The sequence below is a fragment of the Stenotrophomonas sp. PS02300 genome, assembly GCF_029959395.1.
Taxonomy (GTDB): domain Bacteria; phylum Pseudomonadota; class Gammaproteobacteria; order Xanthomonadales; family Xanthomonadaceae; genus Stenotrophomonas; species Stenotrophomonas maltophilia_AD.
In genome coordinates this window covers 1-19,038 of sequence record NZ_JASCOP010000083.1, presented here as the reverse complement: position 1 = coordinate 19,038, position 19,038 = coordinate 1, and the positions used below count along the sequence as shown (strand labels likewise).

Here is a 19,038-nt window from a genome sequence, read left to right as displayed (position 1 = left end):
GGGCGGCCCCTTTTTGGCGCGTTGCGGGGCGGGGCTGGCGGGGGCCAACAGCGGGCCCCCCCCCGGCAGCAGCGCCTATGACGCACTGCGCGAAGCGCAGGCGCTGGCCCCGCAGGATGCGCGGGTGCGTGCGGCCGCGCAGCAGCTGGTGCCCGCCACCCGGCAATGCGTCGAAGATCGCCTGCGCGAGAACCGCGTGCAGGCCGCGGGCGCGTGCCTGGAAGCGTGGCAGGCGCTGTCGCGCAGTGGTGGCCAGGCCGATGCCGCCCAGCGCCTGGGCCAACGCTGGCTGGCCATTGGCAGCGAGCGCCTGGGACGGGGCGACGTGGCGTTCGCGCAGGAAGCGCTGAAACAGGCTGCGCGTTGGGGTGTTTCCCCGGCGACGGCCGAATACCAGGCGCTGCAGCAGCGCCTGCGCGATGCACCCGGTCGGCTATAGTGCGCGCTCGTTCCAACGTGGGAAGGCAATGACGGTTCTTGTTTCGGGTGCGACCAGCCAGATTGGCCGGTTCCTGTTGCCGCGGCTGGTGGCCGCGCAGGTGCCCGTGCGGGCCTTGAGCCGGCATGCACAGCCGGCACAGCCGGGGGTGGACTGGCAGGTGGGCGACATGCGCGCGCTGCCGGCGCCGCCGCAACCGCTGCAGGCGATCGTCAGTTTCGCGCCGCTGGATGCATGGGGCGACTGGCTGGCCCGGCAGCACGCCGCGCCGGCGGCGAAGATCATCGTCACCAGCTCCATGAGCGTGTTGACCAAGCAGGGATCGGCACAAGCCGATGAACAGGCCTTGGTGGCGCTGCTGCAGCGGGGCGAGCGGAACCTTGCCGAACAGGCCGAGCGGCTGGGCATGCAGTGGACCGTACTGCGTCCCACGCTGGTGTATGGCGCCGGGGTCGACCGCAGCCTGACCCCGATCGTGGCGCGGGCGCGGCGCACGCGTCTGTTTCCCATTCCCATGGCCCACGGGCTGCGCCAGCCGGTGCATGCCGATGACATCGCGCTGGCGGTGATGGCGGTGTTGCGCAGCGATGCGGGATCCGGCCAGACCCTGCAGATCGGCGGCGGCGAACGGCTGGATTACCAGCAGATGTTCCAGCGCGTGCGGGCGAGCATGGGCAGCGTCACGCTGCCGCTGTACCTGCCGCAGGCGGCGCTTGCCCTGCTTGCGGCCGCCGTGCCGCGCGCCCGCGGGCCGGTGTCGCGGCTGCAGCAGGACCTGGTGGCGGACAACACCGAACTGACCCGACGCCTGGGCGTGGTACCGCGCGCGTTCCAGCCCACGCCCGACACCTGGCGGCCGAGCCACCCCTGACGCACGCGGTTACTGGACGAACACCCGCCGCACCGTGTCGCGCGCGGCATCCAGCGAGAAGTGGTCGGCCACGTTGTGCAACCCCGCGGCCGACAGCTTCTGCCACAGCGCTTCGTCGCGATACAGGCGGACCACGGCGTCGGCGAACGCGTCGGCATCGTCGGCTACCAGCACATCCTCGCCATCGCGCAGGTGCATGCCTTCGACCCCCACGGTGGTGGCTACCACCGGCTGGCCGTGGGCCATGCTCAGGTTGACCTTGCCCTTCACGCCGGCGCCGAAGCGCAGCGGTGCCACCGCGATGCGCACCTCGTCCATGTAGGGCGTCACCACCGGCACGAAGCCATGGATCTGCACGCCCGGCTGGGTGGCGGCCAGCGCCTGCAGGGCAGGGGGAACGTCGGCGCCGATGCAGTGGAAGCGCACGTCGGGCAACTGCGCGCGGATGCGCGCGAACACCTCGCCGATGAACCAGTGCATGGCATCCACGTTCGGCGGATGGCGGAAGCCGCCGACGAACACCAGGTCGCGGCGCTGCGCCCAGCTGGCGCCGCCACCGGCCACTTCATGCAGGTTGGAGATCAGCTCCACGTGCACGGCCGGGGCATCGACCTGCAGCTGCACGCGCTCGGCCTCGCTGACCAGCACGGTCACATCGCTGGCGGCCATCACCGCAAGTTCGCGGCTGCGGGTGCGCTGGGCATTGCGCAGCAGCCCGGCATCGCCGGCCAGCTCCGCGCCGCGGCGTTCGCGCAGGTAATGCAGGTCCACGGTGTCGAACACGCGGCGTGCTTCCGGTGCATAGCGCCGCAGCAGCGGCAGGCATTCGCTGGCCACGTGGTGGCGCACCATCATCACCACCGCAAAGCGCGGCCCGTGCTCGCGCAGCCACGCGCCGACGCCTTCCAGGAACGGGGCGTACCAGACCTCCACGCCCAGCTTCTGCAGCGCTTCGGTGGGCGCGCCGGCATGTTCGCGGAGGGTTGGCACGAACACCACGTGCAGGCCTTCGGCGAGCAGCATGCGGATCAGGTTGTACTGGCGCAGCGAGCCGGAATCGCGGTCCGGCTGCGGCACCCGTTCGTCCAGGATCAGCACCTGGCGCTGCTGGCGGTGCAGCAGTGCCGGCGTGGGCACGTTGCCCACGGCAGGATGGCCGGCCAGTACCTGTGCCCACTTGGCGGCGAACACGCCCTGGTTGCGGACCTGGTAGGCCTTGACCCCGCTGCCGGTATCGGTGCCGTTGCTGGTGCCTTCGTCGTGCACCACCCGGCTGGCCGGCTGCACCAGCACCCGGCGGCCGGCCGCGCGCACCGCGAAGGCCAGGTCGGTGTCTTCGTAGTACGCCGGGCGGTAACGCGTATCCAGTCCGCCGAGCTGGTCCCAGAGCGCGCGCGGCAGCATCAACGCCGCACCGGAGCAGTAGTCCACGTCGCGCAGCGCGCGGTAGCGCGGGTCGTCGGGCGATTCGAAGCGGCCGTAGCTCCAGGCGCTGCCATCGTTGAACACCACGCCGCCCGATTCCTGCAGGCGGCCGTCGGGATACAACAGCTGCGAACCGACCAGGCCGGCCTCGGGCACCGCGTCGAAGGTGTCCAGCAGCGCGTCCAGCCAGCCGGGCTGCGGCACGGTGTCGTTGTTGAGCAGCACCACGTAGGTGCCGCGCGAACGTGCCACGCCGTCATTGCACGCTTCGATGAAACCGCCGTTGGCTGCGCGCACTTCAAAACGCAGCCCCTGCACCTGCGGCATCCACTTCGCCGTGTCATCGCTGCTGCCGTCGTCGACCACCAGGATCTCGCAGGCCACCTGCGGCGGGTGGGCCGCCAGCGCGCGCAGGCAGGCCAGGGTGTGGCCCACATGGTTGTACACCGGGATCACAATGCTGACCCGCGGCTCAACGCTGTGCGGCACCGAAAACGGCGCGAACGGGGCGGCGGCAGGCAGGTACATTGGCTCGCGCTGGAGCTCGGGCAGGGCACGGGTATGCACCCGGATACGCTGCCAGGTGGCCTGCCAGCCCCGTGTCCGCAGGCTGGCCAGGCTGCGCCGGAACAGGCCGATCATGCGGTTCAGGAAGTAGCGTGCATCGGCCAAGGATGTGGACATCCCGTTACAACTCCAGCTAAGCGGGGAAAACCGGGAGACACGCGCGCCACCAAGGCTGCGCTAGACTCGCCGGACTTTTACATTCTTGCATGCCCGTGCCCCCACGCTACGATTCCGACGACAACGACGCGTTCGAGGACGACACCGACAGCCGCTGGCCGCAGTGGCGTCGTCGCCTGATCACCTGGGGCATGGCCGCCGTTGCGCTCGCGCTGGGCTTCCTCATTCCCTATACGGTGTACCTGAACACCCAGGTCACCCAGCGCTTCGGCGAGCTGCGCTGGCAGATTCCCACCCGCGTCTATGCACGGCCGCTGGCGCTGGCGCCGGGCGTGGCCATGGATGCGCAGACGCTCAAGACCGAGCTGGCGGCATCGGCCTACCGCGATGATGGCACCGGCAAGTCGCCGGCCACCTTCAGCCAGGAGGGCGGTCGCTTCGTGGTGTCCAGCCGCGGCTACAACGACGTGGACGGCAAGGTCGCGCCGCGCCGGATCGAGCTGAGCCTGTCCGGTGGCCAGATCGCCTCGCTGCGCGATGCCGACAGCCGCAAGGCGCTCAAGGCCGCGCGCCTGGACCCGGCGCGTATCGCCACGCTGTACGGCCAGAAGCAGGAAGAACGCCGCCTGGTCCGGCTGGAAGACACCCCCGAGCTGCTGGTCACCGGCCTGCAGGCGGTGGAAGACAAGGACTTCAACCGGCACCACGGCATCGACCTGAGCGGCATCGCGCGCGCGGTCTGGGTGACCGTGCGCTCCGGCGGCCAGAGCCGCCAGGGCGCCTCCACGCTGACCCAGCAGCTGGCCCGCAGCGGCCTGCTCGGGATCGGCAAGGAACAGACGGTCACCCGCAAGTTCAACGAGGTGCTGTACGCGCTGATCATGGAAGCGCGCTACGACAAGCGCACCATCCTGGAGGCCTACCTCAACCAGGTGTACCTGGGCCAGCGCGGCAGCCAGGCGATCCACGGCATGTCCTCCGGCGCCGAATTCTGGTTCGGTCGCGACCTGTCCTCGCTCAACACCGAACACATCGCGCTGCTGATCGGGCTGGTCAAGGGGCCGTCCTACTATGACCCGCGCCGCAATCCCGAGCGCGCGCTGGACCGCCGCAACTTCGTGCTCGGCAAGCTGCACGAAAACGGCCTGATCGACGACGCCGAACTGCAGCGTGCGCTGAAGGCGCCGCTGGGCGTGCCGAAGAACCCGGGCCTGATCGCGGCGAACCGGTTCCCGGCCTACGTCGACCTGGTGCGCCGCCAGCTGGGCCATGACTACCCGGAAGCGGTGCTGCAGGGCGCCGGCCTGAGCGTGATGACCGGCATGGCGCCGTCGGCCCAGGCCTATGCCGAAGGCGCGGTGACCAAGACGCTGAAGTCGCTGGAAAACAAGCGCCGCCCCGAACTGCAGGCCGGCCTGGTGCTGACCGACGTGCACAACGGCGACGTGCTGGCCGTGGTCGGCAGCCGCGACGTGTCCGAACCGGGCTTCAACCGCGCCATCGAAGCGCAGCGGCAGGTAGGTTCGCTGCTCAAGCCGTTCGTGTACCTGCTGGCGCTGGCGCAACCGGACAAGTATTCGCTGGCCACCTTCGTCGACGATTCCCCGGTGACCGTGCAGCTCAGCCGCGGCAAGCGCTGGACCCCGGGCAACGCGGACAACCGCAGCCACGGCACCGTGCGCCTGGTCGATGCGCTGGCCAATTCCTACAACCAGGCCACCGTGCGCGTGGGCATGCAGGTGGGCCCGGAGCGGGTCACCCAGCTGATCCACGTGCTGGCCGGGTTGAAGGCCGAGAGCAATCCATCGGTGATCCTGGGCGCGACCGACCAGAGCCCGTACGCGATGGCGCAGCTGTACCAGTTCCTGGCGTCCGGTGGCGAGATCCAGCCGCTGCACGCGGTGCGCGGCGTGCTCGACCCGCAGGGCAAGCTGCTCAAGCGCTATGACAAGACCCCGGCACCGGCCCAGGAAGGCGACTCCATCGCCGCCAACCTGATCAGCATCGGCCTGCAGCAGGTGGTCTCCAGCGGCACCGCGGCGCGCCTCAATGCCGACGGCCTGTCGCGCCTGCAGGCCGCCGGCAAGACCGGTACCTCCAACGACGGCCGCGACAGCTGGTATGCCGGCTACACCGGCGACCACCTGGCGGTGGTCTGGATGGGCAACGACCAGAACGAGCAGACCGGCCTGTTCGGCGCCACCGGCGCCATGCGGGTGTGGTCGGGTATCTTCAGCCGCCTGCCGAGCGCACCGTTGAAGGTCAGCAACAAGGGCCTGGACTGGCAGCCGGTGGAAGCCGGCGGTACCGCCGCCACGGACGAGTCCTGCCCGGGCGCGCGCCGCTTCCCGTTCGTCGTTGGCTACGCGCCGGCCTACACTGCCTGCGTGGCCCCCACCGCATTGCCGGAAGGCGAAGGCGGCGAGGGTGGCGAAGGCGGTGGCTGGCGCAGCTGGTTCGGCCTGGACAAGAAGCCCGAACCGGCCGCCGAGCCGGCGCAGGCCGCACCCGCGGCCACTCCCCCCGCTCGATGAAGCGCAACGCAAGGCAGCTCCGCATGACGACCTCCCGCACCGTGATCCGTACCGCTTCCGTGCTCGCGCTCGGCCTGGCGTTGGCCGCCTGCGTGTCCACCGCGCCGCCGGTGAAGCCGCCGGTCGATACCACGACGCCGGCCCAGCGCATGGCCGCCGTGGACGCCAGCGCCGGCAAGGACGACAAGGAGCTGGATGTGCAGCCGCTGCGCGATGCCGGCATCGAAGACCTGCGCGTGGTGGCCAAGGCCAAGCGCCAGGCCAATGACCTGGCGGGCGCGGCCGAAGCGCTGGACCAGGCGCTGCTGATCAACGAAGGCGATCCGTCGATCGTGCAGGAACGCGCGGAGATCGCGCTGCTGCAGGGGGACTGGGCCCGCGCTGAAACGCTGGCGCGCAAGGCGGTGGAACTGGGCTCGAAGACCGGCCCGCTGTGCCGCCGCCACTGGGCCACCATCGAACAGGCGCGCCTGGCGCGCGGCGAGAAGGAAAACGCGGTGTCGGCGCACGCCCAGCTTGAGGGTTGCACGGTGCCTGGCATCAAGCGCTATTGACGGTTCAGCCGGGCAGGGCCCGGCTCTACGGCACGCGTCATCGGGCGACGCATTATCATGTCCACATGTCCCGCCTTGCCCACGCCAGCAGTGAAGCCCTCAGCGAGGGCGGCACGCTCGCCAGCCAACTCGATGCGTTCGTTGCGCGCCCGGCGCAGCTGCGCCTGACCACGGCCATCGCCGAGGCCTTCGACCAGCGCGAGGTGCTGCTGGCCGAGGCCGGCACCGGCACCGGCAAGACCTTCGCCTACCTGGTGCCGGCCCTGCTGTCGGGCCTGAAGACCATCATTTCCACCGGTACCCGCGCGCTGCAGGACCAGCTGTACCACCGCGACCTGCCGCGCGTGCGCGCCGCACTCGGGGTGGGGCACAGCAGCGCGCTGCTCAAGGGCCGTTCCAATTACCTGTGCCGGTACCGGCTGCAGCAGGCGCGTGGCGAACCGCGCTTCACCTCGCCGCAGGAAGTGGCGCAGTTCCAGCGCATCCTGGCCTGGTCGGGGCGCACGAAGTTCGGCGACATGGCCGAACTGGAAGCGCTGCCTGACGACTCGCCGCTGTACCCGATGGTCACCTCCACGGTGGACAACTGCCTGGGCACCGAGTGCCCGTTCTGGGATGACTGCTTCGTGGTGCAGGCGCGCCAGCGTGCACAGGCGGCCGACGTGGTGGTGGTCAACCACCACCTGCTGCTGGCCGACCTGGCGCTCAAGCAGGAGGGCTTCGGCGAGATCCTGCCGGGCGCGCAGGCGTTCGTGATCGACGAAGCACACCAGTTGCCGGAGCTGGCGGCCAACTTCTTCGGCGAAGGCTTCGGCATGCGGCCGTGGCAGGAGCTGGCCCGCGACTGCCTGGCCGAGAGCCGCAGCGTGGCCGGCGCCCAGGCCGCGCTGCAGGCGCATGCCGGCACGCTGGAGCAGACCCTGCGCGATCTGCGCACGGCGATGGACGGCCTGCCGGCGCGGGGCACCCAGTGGCGCGCCCTGGCGGTGCCGCAGGTGCGCGACGGCTTCGATGCCGCGATGAGTTCGCTGGTGGCACTGCGCGACGTGCTGGATGGCGTGCGCGCCGCATCGCCGGGGCTGGATGCCTGCCACGCGCGGGCGATGGAGGCGGTGTCGCGGTTGTCGCGCTGGTTGGGCGATGACGCGCCGCTGCTGGATTTCGACGCCGACCCGGAACAGGTGCCGGCCGCGGCCGACGTGCTGTGGTACGAACTCACCCCGCGTGGCTTCCGCTGCCAGCGCACGCCGATGGACGTGTCCGGGCCGTTGCGCGAGCATCGTGAGCGCTCGATGGCGGCGTGGATCTTCACCTCGGCCACGCTGACGGTGGATGGAAAGTTCGAGCACATCGCGCAGCGGCTGGGGTTGGACGACCCGATCACGCTGCTGCAGCCCAGCCCGTTCGACTGGGCCCACCAGGCGCTGTGCTACCTGCCGACCGACCTGCCGGATCCGGCCGCGCGCGGCTTTGGTACCGCGCTGATCCGCGCGCTGACCCCGGTGCTGGAGGCATCGGGCGGGCGCGCGTTCCTGCTGTTCGCTTCGCATCGCGCGCTGCGCGAGGCGGCCGAAGCGCTGCGCGACGCGCCCTGGCCGCTGTTCGTGCAGGGCGAGGCGCCGCGCGCCACGCTGCTGCAGCGCTTCCGCGAATCGGGTAATGGCGTGCTGCTGGGCTCGGCCAGCTTCCGCGAGGGCGTGGACGTGGTGGGCGATGCGTTGAGCGTGGTGGTCATCGACAAGCTGCCGTTCGCCGCCCCCGACGATCCGGTGTTCGAGGCACGGCTGGATGCGATCCGCCGCGACGGCGGCAATCCCTTCCGCGACGAGCAGCTACCGCAGGCGGTGATCGCGCTCAAGCAGGGCGTGGGGCGGCTGATCCGCAGCGAGACCGACCGCGGCGTGCTGGTGCTGTGCGACCCGCGCCTGGTCAGCCGCAGCTATGGCCGTACCTTCCTGGATTCGCTGCCGCCGTTCCGGCGCACCCGCTCGCTGGGCGATGTGCAGACCTTCTTTGCGCCACAATGGCCCGCCGCCGCTGCCGACACCGGGACTGCCAGTCCCGCCCCGGTGGCTGACGCCTTTCCTACTTCCCTGTTCTGACCCCCATGAAACTGCTCGCCTTTGAAACCGCCACCGAAGCCTGTTCCGTCGCCCTGTACGTGGACGGGCAGGTCCGTGAGCGCTTCGAGATCGCCCCGCGCCGCCATGCCGAACTGAGCCTGCCCTGGGCCGAGGAACTGCTGGCCGAGGCCGGGCTGGCGCGCTCGCAGCTCGACGCGATCGCCCTGGGGCGCGGCCCCGGCGCCTTCACTGGCGTGCGGCTGGCGATTGCCATTGCCCAGGGCATCGCACTGGCACTGGACCGCCCGCTGATTCCGGTGTCCACCCTGCAGGTGCTGGCGCTGCGCGCGCCGGCCGCTGCCACCCACGTGCTGAGCAGCATCGATGCACGCATGGGCGAGGTCTATGCGGCGCGCCACGTGCGCGTGGACGGCCAGTGGCAGTTGCAGGGCGAGGAAGTGGTGTGTGCGCCGGAGGCCGTGGAACTGCCCGATGGCACGCGCTGGTTCGGTGTCGGTACGGGCTTCGGTGCGGCCGACGGCGTGCTGGCTACGCGATTGGCCGATCAGCTGGAGGGTGTCGATGCGCAGGCGTTGCCGCGTGCCTCCGACCTGCTGACGCTGGCAGTGCCGATGCTCGAGCGCGGTGAGGCGATGGCGCCGGAGCTGGTGGAACCGGCCTACCTGCGCAACAACGTGGCGTTGACCCTGGTCGAACAGCAGGCCGCGCGGGCGGCGAAACAGGGGGCATGATTCCAGCGGGCGGCGTTACCGGTCGTCGCGCAGCTCGCCGCCGGGCAGGAACACCCAGGTCCGGGTGACCTGCAGGATATCCACGCCGTCATCGGTCTTGGGCAACGGCGGGAACGGCTGGGCCAGGCGGATCACCCGCAGCGCGGTTTCATCCAGCAGCGGGGTGCCGCTGCTGCGCAGGATCCGGCTGCTTTCCACGCTGCCATCGCGGCGCACGCCCACGGTGATCACCACCTGGCCGCCCAGCCGGCGCTGGCGCGCCTCATCGGGGTAGTTGAGGTTGCCCACGCGCTCGGCGCGGTCCACCCAGGCGCGCAGGTAATTGGCGTAGGCATATTCACGGGTACTGGCCGACACGAACTTGCGGTTCGGGCGCTTGGCGTACTGCGCCGAGCGCAGGTGCACTTCGGCGGCCAGGCGGGCCATTTCGGCATCGCGCTGTTCGCGTGCGGTCATCGCCGCGTCCGGCTGCGGATTCTCCGGCAGTGGCTGTGGCTGCGCCTCGGCGACCTGGTCGGGGCTGTTGCGGCTGGCCACCACGCGCGCCTGCGGCGGCGGCGGGCGCGCGGCATCCTGGCGCTGCTGCGGCACCGGCGACAGCCCGGCCTGCGGCTGCGGCACGATGCCGGTCTGGTTGTCACGCGGGCGCTGCGCCTTGTCGTGGTCGCCGCCGCCCTGCTGGTTGGCCTGGGCCAGGAAGTCGGCCTGCTTGGGCGTCAGCGGGGTCTGGGTCTGGCTGAAGATCACGTCCAGGGTCGGCACCAGCGCGGCGTTGTCGCTGACCGCGAAGCCCACCCCGAGGATCAACAGCGCATGCACCAGCGCCGACAGCGCCAGGGTCGCGCCCAGGCGCTGCGATTCGCGGGCCTGCAAGGGCACCATCGGAGCGACCGCCGTATTCATTGCGCCAGGCTGGCCTCGATCGCATCGAACAGGGTGCCGGCGATGTTCAGCCCGAACTGTGCATCCAGCTCACGCACGCAGGTGGGGCTGGTGACGTTGACCTCGGTCAGGTAATCACCGATCACGTCCAACCCCACGAAGCGCATGCCACGGCGCTTCATTTCCGGCCCGACCTGGGCGGCGATCCAGCGGTCGCGCTCGCTCAGCGGGCGGCCTTCGCCGCGGCCGCCGGCGGCCAGGTTGCCGCGGAACTCGTCGCCCTGCGGAATCCGCGCCAGGCAGTAGTCCACCGGCTCGCCGTCGACCAGCAGGATGCGCTTGTCGCCGGCGGTGATGTCGGGGATGAATTTCTGCGCCAGGGTCAACTTGCGCTCGCCATCGGTGAGCGTTTCCAGGATCACGTTGAGATTCGGATCACCGGTGCCGCTGCGGAAGATCGAGCGCCCGCCCATGCCATCCAGCGGCTTGAGCACGGCCTGGCCATGTTCCAGCACGAACGCCTTCAGGTCGGCGTGGCGGCGGCTGACCAGGGTCGGCGGGCAGCACTGCGGGAAGAGCAGGGCGGCCAGTTTTTCGTTGTAGTCGCGCAGGCCCTGCGGGTCGTTCACCACCAGCGCACCGGCCTGCTGGGCCACCCCCAGCACCTGGGTGTCGTAGATGAATTCGGCATCCACCGGCGGATCCTTGCGCATCAGCACCACCTGGCCGGGGCCGAAGGTGGTCTGGCTGAATTCGCCCAGCGTGAACCAGTCATGCTTGTCGTCGCGCACCTGCAGCGGCGCGGTACGGGCCATCGCCACCCCGTCGCGCAGCGCCAGCCCACCGGGGCTGACGTAATGCAGGGCGTGGCCACGGCGCTGGGCTTCCAGCAGCATGGCGAAGGTAGTGTCCTTGGCGATCTTGATGTGGGCGATGGCATCCATCACCACGATGACGTTCAACGGCATGGTCGCAACCTGGCGGGCAGGCGCTGATGGTAGCGGCAATGCGCCCGTATTGCCTGCCCGGAGCGGCGGAACGCAGCGTCCGGCGGTCTTCACGCTTTGCGCAATTCCGGGCCGGGCCGGTTCCGGGGAGGCGCTCCCGGCTTGGCTTCGGAAGCACACCCTTGATGACGGCCGCGTGGTGGGATATAGATACGCTTTCGCAGCGGCGCCGGACCAAAGCAGAAGCGTCGCGCGCTCGGGGAAAGGTAATGACTGAAAACATGGCTGCGGGTGGGGAACTCGCAGGGCTCAGGGTGATGGTCATCGATGATTCGAAGACCATCCGCAGAACGGCCGAAACGCTGCTCAAGCGTGAAGGCTGCGAAGTAGTGACCGCGACCGATGGTTTCGAGGCGTTGGCGAAGATCGCCGACACACAGCCGCAGATCATCTTCGTGGACATCATGATGCCCCGTCTCGACGGGTATCAGACCTGCGCGCTGATCAAGAACAACCAGCTGTTCAAGGCCACGCCAGTGATCATGCTGTCGTCCAAGGACGGCCTGTTCGACAAGGCGCGCGGTCGCATCGTGGGCTCGGAGCAGTACCTGACCAAGCCTTTCACGCGTGAAGAACTGCTGGGTGCCATCCGCACATACGTAAACGCCTGACCAGGGGGGAAAGGCACAATGGCTCGAATCGTTCTGATCGAGGACTCACCGACCGACCGGGCGGTGTTCATCCAATGGTTGACCAAGGCCGGGCACGAAGTGCTCGAGGCCGGCAACGCCGAGGACGGGATCAAGCTCGTCCAGGAACACCAGCCGCAGCTCGTGCTGATGGACGTGGTGCTGCCGGGCATGAGCGGCTTCCAGGCTACCCGCGCGCTGAACCGCGATGACAAGACCAAGTCCATCCCGGTGATCATCGTGAGCACCAAGGCGATGGAAACCGACAAGGCCTGGGGGCTGCGCCAGGGCGCGGCCGCCTATGTGGTCAAGCCACCGCGCGAAGAAGACCTGATCGCGCAGATCAATGAACTGCTGGTGTCCTGATGCGTTCTCCCTTCGACATCCTTGAAGCCTACGAACGGCGCAGCCTGGCCCATGCGGTGCAGCTGCCCGAGCGGCAGTTCGCCCAGGACCTGTGGCGCGGCGTCGGCTACCGGGTCGGCAAGCGCCACCTGGTCTCGGACTTCCGCGAGGTGGTCGAAATCGTGCCGATGCCGCCGATCACCCCGGTGCCCGGCGCGCAGCCGTGGCTGCTGGGCGTGGGCAACCTGCGCGGCAACCTGTTTCCGGTGGTCGACCTGAAGTACTTCATGGAAGGCGAGCGCACCGTGCAGCAGGAAGGCCAGCGGGTGCTGATCATGCGCCAGGCCGGCGGCGACGTTGCCCTGACCATCGATGAACTGTTCGGCCAGCGCAGCTTCGAGCTGGACCAGGACATCGAGAGCGGTGACCTGGCCAGCGGCCGCTACGCCCATTTCATCGACCGCGCGTTCCATGGCGACGGTCACGACTGGGGCGTGTTCTCGCTGTCGCTGTTGTCGCGTACCCCCGAATTCAGGCAGGCCGCGGCGTGATCGCTGCTGCCTGCCTCACTGCATTGAAGATCGAGGTTGAACGATGAGTACTTCTTCGGAAACCGCCAAGGCCGGCAAGCTGGGCACGGTAGGAACCAATTTCTGGCTGGGCCTGCTGGCCCTGTCGATGATCGTGTTCGGCGTCAACACCGGCGTGGCCACCTGGCAGGGCAGTCGCCTGGCGGGCGCCAGCACCGGCGCGGCCGATCTCCAGGTGCTGTCCCAGCAGCTGGCCAACCAGGGTCGTGAAGCGGTCTCGGGCAACGCCCAGGCGTTCACCGCCTTCAAGGACACCAAGGCCCGCATCGAAAGCACCGTGAGCAGCCTGCAGGGCCGCTACGGCAGCGAAGCCAATGTGTCCGGTCCGCTCAACCAGCTGACCCAGACCTGGGAGCCGCTCGGCAAGAGCGCCGCCCAGCTGGTGGCCAGCGAACCGGCCGTGCTGGCCCTGGCCGGCAACGCCAACAACTTCGTCAACGGCGTGCCTGCCCTGCAGGCCCAGCTGAACGAAGTGGTGCGCGCCATGTCGGCCAGCGGCGCCCCGGCGTCGCAGGTGTACAACGCCCTGCAGCAGGTCGTGGTGGTGGGCTCGATGGCCCGCCGCGTGACCGAAATGCGCGCCGGTGGCGGCAACGCCGCCGCCGCGGGCGACGCGCTGGCCCGCGACTCGGTGGTGTTCACCCAGGTGCTGGACGCGCTGCGCAATGGCAACGAAGAACTGGGCATCGCCCCGGTCCGCAATGCCGCCGCGCTGGCCGCCCTGGAGCAGTCGCAGAAGCAGTGGGACACCATGAAGCAGGACGCCGACGCGATCCTGGCCAGCTCGCGCCAGCTGTTCTCGGCGCAGTCCTCGGCCGCGGCGCTGACCGGCGGTTCGACCAAGATGCTGGATGACAGCAAGAAGCTGTTCGAGGCGTTCTCCTCGTTCGGTTCGGTGCGTGATACCCGCCTGTTCCCGAACTTCTGGCTGGGCGTCATCTCCGGCGCGCTGTCGCTGATCGCCATCATCGGCTTCGTCAGCAGCACCGTGCGCAGCCGTTCGCGTGAACAGGAACTGCGTTACCAGACCCAGGTGGAATTCAACAGCCGCAACCAGCAGGCCATCATGCGGCTGCTGGACGAAATCAGCTCGCTGGGTGAAGGCGACCTGACGGTGAAGGCCTCGGTGACCGAGGACATGACCGGCGCCATCGCCGACGCAATCAACTACGCCGTGGACGAACTGCGCCACCTGGTGACCACCATCAACGACACCTCGGCCAAGGTCGCCGTGTCCACCCAGGAAACCCAGGCCACGGCCATGCAGCTGGCCGAAGCGGCCGGCCACCAGGCCAACCAGATCACCTCGGCGTCGGACCGCATCGGCGAAATCGCGTCGAGCATTGAGCAGGTGTCGCGCAACTCGGCCGAGTCGGCCGACGTGGCACAGCGCTCGGTGGTCATCGCCGCCGAAGGTGCCGGCGTGGTGCGTGAAACCATCCAGGGCATGGACCAGATCCGCGACCAGATCCAGGAAACCTCCAAGCGCATCAAGCGCTTGGGCGAGTCCTCGCAGGAAATCGGCTCGATCGTGGAACTGATCAACGACATTTCCGAGCAGACCAACATCCTGGCGTTGAACGCCGCGGTGCAGGCCGCCTCGGCCGGTGAAGCCGGTCGTGGTTTCGCGGTCGTGGCCGACGAAGTGCAGCGCCTGGCAGAACGCACCTCCGGTGCGACCCGCCGAATTGAAAACCTGGTCCAGGCCATTCAGGCCGATACCAACGAAGCGGTCAGCTCGATGGAGCAGACCACCGCTGAAGTGGTGTCCGGTGCACGCCTGGCCGAGGATGCCGGTACGGCACTGACTGAAATCGAACGCGTGTCCAACGCGCTCAACAACCTCATCAAGAACATCTCGATCGCCGCCCAGCAGCAGTCGTCGGCCGCGTCGGACATCACCCGCACCATGGGCGTGATCCGTCAGATTACCGGCCAGACCTCGCAGGGCGCGGGACAGACCGCCGAGTCGATCGGTCATTTGGCACAGCTGGCGGCCGACCTGCGCCGCTCGGTTGCCGACTTCAAGCTGCCCGCGTGAGCCGCGGGCAGGGCGGAGAGGGAAGGAATCAGCAGATGATGCATCGCGATAAAGCACAGCACGACATGCGCGCCCACCTGCCGGGAGACCTGGCATGAGCACGCTGCGCGATGCCATGAGCCACGCCGCCCTGGGCTGGGTGAAGCCGGAGCTGGACGAGACCCTGCGCCAGGTGCGCAACGAGCTCGAGTACTACGCCGAAGACCCTGCCGATGGCAGCCGCATGCGCTTCTGCGCCGGCTACCTGCACCAGGTGCAGGGCACCCTGCGCATGGTCGAGCTGTATGCCCCGGCGATGGTGGCCGAGGAGATGGAACAGCTGGCCAATGCCATCGGTGCCGGGGAAGTCCCCGACCGCGACGAAGCCTGCGCCACCCTGATGCGCGGCAGCGTGCTGCTGCCCGACTACCTGGAGCGCCTGCAGAACGGTCACCGCGACATCCCGATCGTGCTGCTGCCGCTGCTGAACGACATCCGCCTGGCGCGCGCCGCGCCGGTGATCAATGAAAGCGTGCTGTTCGCGTTCGCGCCGGACAGCGCCAGCGCCACCGAGGCCGAACTGGACCACGCACGTGGCAGCCTGAGCGGGCGCAACCGCGAGCTGCTCGACACCGTGGGCAATGCGGTCAAGGAAGAGCTGCTGCGGATCAAGGACGCGCTGGACCTGCACCTGCGTACCGGCGGCGAGCCGTCCCAGCTGCAGACCCAGGTCAACGAACTGGGCGCGGTCGCCGACACCCTGGGCATGATGGGCCTGGGCGTGGCCCGCGGCGTGGTCGTGCAGCAGCGCGATGCGCTGCGTGGCGTGGTTGACGGCCAGCAGCAGATCGATGAAACCCTGCTGCTGGATATCGCCGGTGCGCTGCTGTACGTGGATGCCTCGCTGGACGACCAGGTCGCCCACCTGGGCGCCGGCGGCAGTGGCGAAGACGATCCGAGTGCGGCCGAAGGCCGGCGTACCGTTGAAGTGCTTGCCCATGAGGCGATCGCCAACTTCTCGGCCGCGCGCGAGCATTTCGTCGCCTTCATCGAAACCAACTGGAACCACGAGCAGCTGCACGAAGTTCCGCGCCTGCTGGGCGAGGTCGCCGGCGCGCTGCGCATGCTCGACCTGTCCACGCCGGCCGATTACCTGCAGGGCGTGCGCCAGTACATTGCGGTCGAGCTGATCGGCCGCCAACGCGTGCCCAGCGGCCGCCAGCTGGACACCTTGGCCGACGCCATGGCCAGTCTGGAGTATTACCTGGAAGCCCTGCGCGAACGCCGCCAGGGTCGCGACGACATTCTCGACATCACCCGCACCAGCCTGGAAACGCTGCGCTACTGGCCGCTGCCGGACGAGAACGCCGCGCCGGTCGATGCCAGCGCCGAGGCGCTGCCGGTGGCCCCGGAACACGTGGAGCTGAGTGGCTGGGATGCGCCCGTGGTGGCCCCTGTGGAAACGGCGGTCACGCCGGCCGCCCCGGCACCGGGCGAGGTTCCTTCGCCGCCGCTGCCGGACTTCACGTTCGAGCCGCTGCCTGAGGTCGCTGCCGCCGCGCCCGTCGCGCCGGCCAAGCCCGCGCCGACGCTGGTGTTCGAAGCCTCGACCGCCCCGGTCGCCGCGGACGCGCCGCAGTGGACCCTGCACAGCGAACCCGCGCGTACCGATGACGCGCCCACCTTCGCCAACTTCGATCCGGTGCTGGCGGAAGATGCCAGCGTCAATACGTCGTGGCAGGCCGCACCGGCAACCGACATCGCACCGATCGCCCTGGATGGCGTGGACGCGACGCCGTCCGACACCGCCGCACCGATCGCCACCGGGTTCGACCCGGTCGCCGCCGAACACGATGCACTGGTACTGAGCGACGAGCCGATCGAATTCACCTTCGACGAGCCACTGCACAATGCCGGCGACGTGCTCTCGCTGCAGATCGACGACGCGCCGGCCACCGACAGCGACGAGCTGGACGTGCAGGCACTGCCGGCGTTCCTGCAGGAGCAGGCCGAACCGGTTGAAGACGAACCGGTTGAAGCGGCTGCCGTACCGGCCGACGACCTCATCGAGGCCCGTCAGGAAGAGGCTCGCGAAGACGAAGCTGCCGTCGAAGCAACGGGCCTGGGCTCCGTCGCTGGCGTGCAGGAAGCGGTGATCAGCAAGATCGAGCTGGACGACGAATCCGCGCGCTTCCTTGCCGAGCTGGATGCCGCCGCCGCGCAGTTCTCCACCGCGCCGGCGGTCGAGGCGCCTGCCGTGGTCGACGCGCCGGTTGCCGTCGACGAGCCGGGCACCATCGAAGCCGGCTTCGAGGACGATGGCGAGAACATCGACCAGGACATCCGCGAGGTCTTCATCGAAGAGTTCGACGAGGAACTGGTCAACCTGGGCAACCTGCTGCCGGTCTGGCGCATGGCCCCGGACAACATGGACCGCCTGCGTCCGATCCGCCGCGTGTTCCACACCCTGAAGGGCAGTGGCCGCCTGGTGGGCGCGCGCACCCTGGGCGAGTTCAGCTGGAAGATCGAAGGCATGCTCAACCGCGTGCTGGACGGCAGCCGCCCGGCATCGCCGGCGGTGGTCGCGATGGTCACCCAGGCCTATGAAGTGCTGCCGCAGCTCAACGCTGCGCTGCGCGATGGCAGCCGCGTGAGCGCGGACCTGCAGGCCATGCAGGGCATCGCCGACCGCGTTGCCGCGGGCGAGGAAACCTTCCATGTGCCGCTGCAGCGGCCGACCCCGGCCGCCGCGCCGGTGGAACCGACCGAGGTGGTCGTGCCCGACGTCGCGCAGGAAGCCGCCGACGTCGACGCCGTCGAAGCAGTTGAAGAGATCACGGGTACCCCGGCCAACATCGACGAGGTACTGCGCGAGATCCTGGAGGCCGAAGTCGAGGCCCACCACGCCACGCTGCAGGCCTGGCTGGAACAAGCACAGTCGGCGCCGCAACCGGTTACCGATACCCTGCTGCGCGCGGTGCACACCATGAATGGTGCGTTCGCGATGACCGACGTGCCGGAAATCACCGCTGTCACCGGTAACGCCGAGAGCTTCATCAAGCGCTCGCTGGCCGCCGATGCGGTTCCGGGCACCGAAGGTGTCGAGGCACTGGCCGCTGCCGCCGTTGCGATCCGTACCACGATGGTGGCGCTGCAGGCCGAAGCCCCGCGCATTCCGTCGCAGGCTGCGCTGGCCGAACGCCTGCAGGCGCTGGCCGAAACGCTGCCCGAAGCACGTTGGCCGGCACTGGTTGCCGACGATGGCGTGGACCTGGACGGTGATGACGCAGACGAACTGGATGCCGTCGCCGTCGCCGATGCCGACAATGATGCGGAGGCCGATGCATCCCAGGCCGCGCACGATGTCACCGCCCATGAGCTGGCCGCGTTCTCCGCACAGTTCGATGAGCGCAATGGCTACGCCGTTGCCGACGACAGCACCGACACCGGGCTGCAGCAGGCCATCGTCGAGGCCGACGCGCTGTCGGTGGTCGACGCCGGCGAAACGGCCGACGATGCCCTGGTGGTCGATGAGCTGACCGGCAGCGACGATCTTTCCGCGTACTTCAACGCCGAGCTGGTGACCCCGTTCAATGCGCCGTCCAGCGCGCCGATCGATGCCACGCCGGAAACCGTCGATGCCACGGCCGTCGAGCACGGCCTGGAAACGCTGGAACTGACCGGTGCGGACGATCTGTCGCGCTTCTATGAACACACCCTGCCGGAATCGGTGGAGGTCGTGGAGGTAGCTGCCGAGGAGGCGTCGCCGCCGCTCGAAATCGCCGCCGAAGAGATCGTGGCCGAAGCGGTCGTGGCCGAAGAAGTCCAGGCCATTGAACTGGAGGCCGTGGAAGTCGAGGCGCTGCACGACGCGATCGAGTCGGAGGCCGACGCACCGGTCATCGCCGATGACGGCGCCGGGTACAGCCTGGAGGCCATCGAAGAGAACGAAGAAGCCGCAGCGCTTGAAGACATCATCCCGTCGACCCCGGCCTTCGGTGAAACCGTTGAACTGCAGCAGGCGCTGGACGATGGCCTGACCATCGTCGACGGCCCCGATGCGGAAGCGACTGCCGAAGACGCACCCGTGCTGGGCCTGGATGCCCGCCATGAGGCACTGGACGAGCGCGATGCCTTCGCCGAGGCCGAGGCCGAGGCAGGCCTGTCCGATGCCGAAGAAGCGTCGCCGCCGGCGCCGCTGTTCGAACTGGAAGACGCCCCGTTGTCCGCCGCCGGTGCGGCG

General features: G+C 69.1%; 13 protein-coding genes and 1 pseudogene. 11 read left to right on the top strand and 3 right to left on the bottom strand.

Features of this window, described 5'->3' with window-relative positions; all coding sequences use genetic code 11:
• Positions 1-439, top strand: a pseudogene (locus QMX79_RS14430) (hypothetical protein); the annotation flags it as partial.
• Between the two features lie 28 nt (positions 440-467).
• Positions 468-1,310 (top strand): NAD-dependent epimerase/dehydratase family protein, encoded by an 843-nt coding sequence (locus QMX79_RS14425; protein ID WP_282247355.1) that lies wholly within the window; start codon positions 468-470, stop codon positions 1,308-1,310.
• A 9-nt stretch (positions 1,311-1,319) separates the two neighbouring features.
• Here the strand turns inward: QMX79_RS14425 and QMX79_RS14420 are convergent, their stop codons facing one another.
• The gene (locus QMX79_RS14420) at positions 1,320-3,419 is read right to left on the bottom strand and encodes a glycosyltransferase (RefSeq protein WP_282247354.1); all 2,100 of its coding nucleotides are present in this window, start codon (positions 3,417-3,419) and stop codon (positions 1,320-1,322) included.
• Positions 3,420-3,514: 95 nt separating this feature from the next.
• On the opposite strand from QMX79_RS14420, the gene mrcB reads away from it, so the two are divergent.
• The 4 genes from mrcB to tsaB all read left to right on the top strand — a co-directional run bounded on the left by mrcB (position 3,515) and on the right by tsaB (position 9,322).
• The gene (gene mrcB, locus QMX79_RS14415) at positions 3,515-5,953 is read left to right on the top strand and encodes a penicillin-binding protein 1B (protein ID WP_282247356.1); all 2,439 of its coding nucleotides are present in this window, start codon (positions 3,515-3,517) and stop codon (positions 5,951-5,953) included.
• Positions 5,954-5,976: 23 nt separating this feature from the next.
• Entirely contained in the window at positions 5,977-6,507 is a 531-nt protein-coding gene (locus QMX79_RS14410) for a hypothetical protein (protein ID WP_282247353.1), read from the top strand.
• A 65-nt stretch (positions 6,508-6,572) separates the two neighbouring features.
• Positions 6,573-8,609, top strand: a complete 2,037-nt coding sequence (locus QMX79_RS14405; protein ID WP_282247352.1) for an ATP-dependent DNA helicase — start codon at positions 6,573-6,575, stop codon at positions 8,607-8,609.
• Positions 8,610-8,614: 5 nt separating this feature from the next.
• A complete protein-coding gene (gene tsaB, locus QMX79_RS14400) occupies positions 8,615-9,322 on the top strand; it encodes a tRNA (adenosine(37)-N6)-threonylcarbamoyltransferase complex dimerization subunit type 1 TsaB (RefSeq protein WP_282247351.1) in 708 nt (235 codons plus the stop codon).
• Positions 9,323-9,337: 15 nt separating this feature from the next.
• Here the strand turns inward: tsaB and QMX79_RS14395 are convergent, their stop codons facing one another.
• Both QMX79_RS14395 and gshB read right to left on the bottom strand, forming a co-directional pair.
• Positions 9,338-10,225: an energy transducer TonB gene (locus QMX79_RS14395; protein WP_282247350.1), complete on the bottom strand. Its 888-nt coding sequence runs from the start codon at positions 10,223-10,225 to the stop codon at positions 9,338-9,340.
• Positions 10,222-11,172, bottom strand: a complete 951-nt coding sequence (gshB, locus tag QMX79_RS14390) for a glutathione synthase (protein ID WP_282247349.1) — start codon at positions 11,170-11,172, stop codon at positions 10,222-10,224. Before gshB ends, QMX79_RS14395 begins: the two co-directional genes overlap by 4 nt.
• A 248-nt stretch (positions 11,173-11,420) precedes the next feature.
• On the opposite strand from gshB, the gene pilG reads away from it, so the two are divergent.
• The 5 genes from pilG to QMX79_RS14365 form a co-directional block, all read left to right on the top strand.
• Positions 11,421-11,822, top strand: a complete 402-nt coding sequence (pilG, locus tag QMX79_RS14385) for a twitching motility response regulator PilG (protein WP_068853721.1) — start codon at positions 11,421-11,423, stop codon at positions 11,820-11,822.
• A gap of 18 nt (positions 11,823-11,840) precedes the next feature.
• Positions 11,841-12,206: a response regulator gene (locus QMX79_RS14380; RefSeq protein WP_282247346.1), complete on the top strand. Its 366-nt coding sequence runs from the start codon at positions 11,841-11,843 to the stop codon at positions 12,204-12,206.
• Complete coding sequence (locus QMX79_RS14375) at positions 12,206-12,736, top strand: chemotaxis protein CheW (RefSeq protein ID WP_282247345.1); 531 nt, start codon at positions 12,206-12,208, stop codon at positions 12,734-12,736. Before QMX79_RS14380 ends, QMX79_RS14375 begins: the two co-directional genes overlap by 1 nt.
• 43 nt (positions 12,737-12,779) lie before the next feature.
• Positions 12,780-14,816 carry a methyl-accepting chemotaxis protein gene (locus tag QMX79_RS14370; RefSeq protein ID WP_068853718.1) on the top strand — a complete coding sequence of 679 codons (2,037 nt, stop codon included), beginning with the start codon at positions 12,780-12,782 and terminating at the stop codon, positions 14,814-14,816.
• A 94-nt stretch (positions 14,817-14,910) separates the two neighbouring features.
• Positions 14,911-19,038, top strand: a 4,128-nt coding sequence (locus tag QMX79_RS14365; RefSeq protein ID WP_282247344.1) for an Hpt domain-containing protein, incomplete at its 3' end; no start/stop codon positions are given.